7 protein-coding genes are annotated in these 4171 nt (G+C 30.5%); all 7 read right to left on the bottom strand.

Going from position 1 to position 4171, the window contains the following annotated elements:
- Nucleotides 1-108: VOC family protein (locus ACH5TX_RS00485; protein ID WP_439337599.1), on the bottom strand; the 108-nt coding region annotated here is incomplete at its 3' end.
- Nucleotides 109-269: 161 nt separating this feature from the next.
- Nucleotides 270-788, bottom strand: coding sequence for a hypothetical protein (locus tag ACH5TX_RS00480; protein WP_439337598.1), 519 nt, complete (start codon nucleotides 786-788; stop codon nucleotides 270-272).
- 174 nt (nucleotides 789-962) lie between these two features.
- Entirely contained in the window at nucleotides 963-1664 is a 702-nt protein-coding gene (locus tag ACH5TX_RS00475; protein WP_439337597.1) for a hypothetical protein, read from the bottom strand.
- Nucleotides 1665-1836: 172 nt separating this feature from the next.
- Nucleotides 1837-2202 carry a hypothetical protein gene (locus ACH5TX_RS00470; protein ID WP_439337596.1) on the bottom strand — a complete coding sequence of 122 codons (366 nt, stop codon included), beginning with the start codon at nucleotides 2200-2202 and terminating at the stop codon, nucleotides 1837-1839.
- Between the two features lie 227 nt (nucleotides 2203-2429).
- Nucleotides 2430-2873, bottom strand: a complete 444-nt coding sequence (locus tag ACH5TX_RS00465) for a hypothetical protein (protein ID WP_439337595.1) — start codon at nucleotides 2871-2873, stop codon at nucleotides 2430-2432.
- A gap of 173 nt (nucleotides 2874-3046) precedes the next feature.
- Entirely contained in the window at nucleotides 3047-3442 is a 396-nt protein-coding gene (locus ACH5TX_RS00460; protein ID WP_439337594.1) for a hypothetical protein, read from the bottom strand.
- A gap of 158 nt (nucleotides 3443-3600) precedes the next feature.
- Nucleotides 3601-4002 (bottom strand): hypothetical protein, encoded by a 402-nt coding sequence (locus ACH5TX_RS00455; protein ID WP_133357601.1) that lies wholly within the window; start codon nucleotides 4000-4002, stop codon nucleotides 3601-3603.
- Nucleotides 4003-4171 lie beyond the last annotated feature (169 nt).

The following is a 4171-nucleotide window of genomic DNA, read 5'->3' as shown; positions in this document are numbered from 1 at the left end:
ACCACCTAGAGGTTCGTCCTTCTTTATTATGAAGCCTAATTTTTCAGTGTAAAAATTTAAGGCTTTTTCTTGGTCTCGGACTGGAATGCTTATTAGTGTTACTTTCATTATCTGCGTTTTTTTACATTACTGCCAACGGTTGTTTATAAGAATAGTGCGGTTTTGTGTCCGAGGATTTTCCGTAGGAAAATCAGAGAGACCAAATACGCACTATCTTTTTGATTTAGGAATAAATTTAAGCATTATTTCTTATACTTTGTTGCCCACAGTTATTTTATTCGTTTTGAAAGTCCAACATTCAGTTTATCAACATTTAAATCTGCTCTAATTAATTCGACAACAATTTTTAAATGGTCTCCAAGTCGGTCATATCCATCAATAATTAATTCACTATCATTATGTCCAGATATAGTTACAAAACCCATTAAATTCATTGAATAATCATTTACACTTTTATATATTTTATTCGGAAGTACTACCATATATTTTGATAATAAATTTTGAAATTCAAAGGCTTGGTCATAATAATCATCTGAAAATTTCACGAATTTTTTGTCCCATTCCTTTTTCGTTCCGTCGAATTCTTGGACTAGGTTTATTATGTCAAAAAAATCACCATAAGTTTTATTTCCTAAAAAAGAGATTTCTTTATATGCGTTGATTTTCTCTTGAAAGAGTAAATCTTGATTCGATTTCTTTTTTTCTCTTCTAAATGAAAGGAATGAAATCAGAAATGCTAGAAGTGAAATTCCAACAGCAATTAAAGCGATATTTTCAGAAAGTGTCAATTTTTTAGTTTTGAGTGAGTTATAATTGTGGGCAACGGTTGTGTATAAGAATAGTGCGATTTTGTGTCCGAGGATTTTCCGCAGGAAAATCAGAGAGACCAAATGCGCACTAACCTTTTGATTTAGGAATAAATTTAAGCATTATTTCTTATACTTTGTTGCCCACAGTTATTTTTACGTACAATCATAGGACGAAACTATGATTTTTCCGTTTTCTTTTAATTCAATTTTTAAATCCTCTGTTGCTCCTTCTCCTTCAAATTTTATAAAGTTTCCAGATTTTTCTTGGAAGATTGGTGTCCAAAACTCATTTTCGTTCATTATTCCACCATAGTCACTTACCATTTGATGATATACTTCATTTAAGGTCAGATTTTTGTATTCCGTTATGTGGTCGAAGCATCCGTCCCAAGCCGTATAAGTGTAAGTTCCATTTTCGTAGTATTTGTATTCAAAAAATTTTGGAAACTCTCCGTTTTCTGTTTTTATGAGTTTTTTTTCTTCTTTCTCATCGGTTAGTTTTCCCAATAGGTTTATATAGGTTTGTCCGTATTCACTTTTTCCAATTTCCACTTTTTTGTCGGACAAGTCAGAACTGAAAACAAATCCGTTAATATTCAATGGCTTAATCCAATTCCCATTTAATGAGAATCCGTTTCCGATTTCCATTTGTTCGTTCGTTTGGATTATGGTTTCAATAATTAAGTTTTCTCCAACTTTCAATTCAGTCAATGTTTTTGATTCCAAAGTTGGCTTTTCATAGACTTTAGCACCTAACATATTAATTACGCACAATTCAGTTCCATTTTCCAGATTTTGTCCAAAATGGGAATTGAAAAATAGTATGGTAATTATTAATGCTATGCAGTTTTTCATAATTGTGGGCAACGTTTACGTATAAGAATAGTGCGGTTTTGTGTCCGAGGATTTTCCGTAGGAAAATCAGAGAGACCAAATACGCGCTATCTTTTTGGTTTAGGAATAAAATTAAGCATTATTTCTTATACTTTGTTGTATGCTGTTTTTTTATCCATTTTAAATTATCAAATCATCTAATTCTAATTAAAAGAACAATAATTATTGAGAAGCTATTTCCAATCGCTGTCATTAAAATATCATAATAGTCAATAGGAAATCCCATAAAAAACTGTGTAAATTCCCAAATTGTCAAACCTAAAAATGAAAATGTAAAAGCAAATATTACTCTTTTTATAATTGAATTTTGATTGGTAAAAAAAGCTCTAAAAAAAACAAACGCTAATACAAATAAACCTGATCCAGCAAAAAAATTAGGTAAAGTACCTTGTAAAAAATCAAAAGTATCAGATATATAAAAGTGTTTTGGTCTTATTATGGTTTTTATAATAATTATTCCTAAAAACGATAGAATTGCCCAATATTCTAATATTCTCATTTTAGGCTTTTTTTTTCGTTCTTTATTTATCTCAAATTTAATATCATTTAAATTCATCTTTTGTTAATCATTTTTCTCAAAATAGCATACAACGTTTATGTATATGAAATGTTGCGTGTTTGTGTGCGAGGATTTTCCGAAGGAAAATCAGAAGCTAACAAACGAGCAACAAACTTTGGTTTAGGTAAAACTAGCAATTTTTTATATACTTTGTTGTGCATAGTGTTTTACTTTTTCATCAGTTTTATAATCAAATTTGGCGTCAATATTCCTATTCCGATTAATATTGTCGAATATAAATCAAAAGGTTCTGCTTTTAAATAATCAGGAATCAAAGGGTTTGAATGTCTCGCTGAAAAAACCATTATAAAAAGCCCAATTCCAAATACTATTATCACGAAAAGAAGAACAGTTATTATATCCGTAATTAATTCTTTTATTTTAAATTCCTCTCGTGTAGAATTAAAAATCATTCCAAAAAATGGAAAAGAAGCAAAAACTAAATAGTCAAGTGTATTTGTTGAGATTCCGAAAAAATAGTTAGTCAGTTTTTGTAGGTTTTCAGTCAATCCAATCTGAAGTTTTGCTCCAAGACCAAAATTCAACGTAATGAAAATCAGTCCACATAGTCCGTAAATTAAATATTTTATTTTGCTTGGTATTTTATTCAATTCAGTTGTTTTTACGGTTGAGTTACATTATGCACAACGGTTATGCATATGGAAAGTGCGACTTTGTGTGCGAGGATTTTCCGAAGGAAAATCAGAAGCAAGCAAAGGAGTAACAATCATAAGATTAAGCACTAAAATAAGCATTTTTTATATGCGATGTTGTGTGTAGTTTTTTATTTATATTCCGATTTATGAAATTCCAATATTTTGTCAGTCAAACGATTTATTTCTTTTTTCTCTTTTAGTTTAAAATCCGCAAAGAATATCAGTCCGAATATAGCCAACGCAATTGGCAAAATCCAATTTCCTTTAATCAGAGAAACTATTATGGTCAGAATTCCAAGTCCGATTAAAATTTTTCCAGCAATATTCATTGGCGACTTAAAATCAAATTTCAAGTCATAATTTCCATTTTCATTTATAATTCCGATTAACCTGTAATTGTTCGGAAAGCGCTTTGGCATTAATTCAAACTTTTCGGGTTCGATATAACCAGTGTAAAATCCGTTCACAATTAGTTTGTTTAGGATTTTTAAATTTTTATCAGATTTGGTTATTGTTTGTCTCATTGTCAAATTACACACAACGGTTGTGTATAAGAGTAGTGCGGTTTTGTGTCCGAGGATTTTCCGTAGGAAAATCAGAGTGACCAAATGCGCACTAGCCTTTTGATTTAGGAATAAATTTAAGCATTATTTCTTATACTTTGTTGTAAAACGTATTTTTTTCATCCGATGTTATGAATTCGACCTTTAAGTTTACTCCGATTAAATGAACTCACTCTTGTTTGGTCTTGCTTTTTTATAATTCCGTACGCAATAACAGGCACGAGTAAAAATCCGCCAACAACATAAATCACATAATGATTTCGGCTTCCAGAAAATATTGGATTCACAAAAAAGAACATTAATGGTGTTCCGATTAAAAAAATCAGTCCCGCTCCAATTTGAGCAATTTTTGATTCTTTTGTGTATAATTCGTCAACGTGAAATTCCGTTTTTATTCCGCAATTTTTGCAATTCAGAGTTTTGTTTTCTCCATCTTGCATTGCAAATTCAACTCTCGTATTCGCACTTGTCGAATATCCGATTTCAGTTTTACATTTTTTACATTTTCCGTAAACTTTCATTTGTTTTCGCAGTCAGTTTTATATGTTTTACAACGGTTACGTATAATATTAGTGGCGCGTTTAAGCACTAATTTAATAAATAGAAACTTGCCAGCGGAAAATTCCGAAGGAATTTTCCAAGTAAGCTAAAACTAGCCATTAATTTTATGCTTTGTTGCCACACGTTTTT

Origin of the sequence: Thalassobellus citreus, from assembly GCF_044385915.1 — a bacterium.
Classification (GTDB): Bacteria; Bacteroidota; Bacteroidia; order Flavobacteriales; family Flavobacteriaceae; genus Thalassobellus; species Thalassobellus citreus.
The sequence above is the reverse complement of the archived record's forward strand: the minus strand, read 5'-3'. Positions and strand labels throughout refer to the sequence as shown.

Excerpts from the sequence above, each read along its gene's own strand:
- ACH5TX_RS00460 (WP_439337594.1), bottom strand. The coding sequence starts at position 3,442 with ATGAGACAAACAATAACCAAATCTGATAAAAATTTAAAAATCCTAAAC.
- ACH5TX_RS00455 (WP_133357601.1), bottom strand. The coding sequence starts at position 4,002 with ATGAAAGTTTACGGAAAATGTAAAAAATGTAAAACTGAAATCGGATAT.
- ACH5TX_RS00475 (WP_439337597.1), bottom strand. The coding sequence starts at position 1,664 with ATGAAAAACTGCATAGCATTAATAATTACCATACTATTTTTCAATTCC.
- ACH5TX_RS00470 (WP_439337596.1), bottom strand. The coding sequence starts at position 2,202 with ATGAGAATATTAGAATATTGGGCAATTCTATCGTTTTTAGGAATAATT.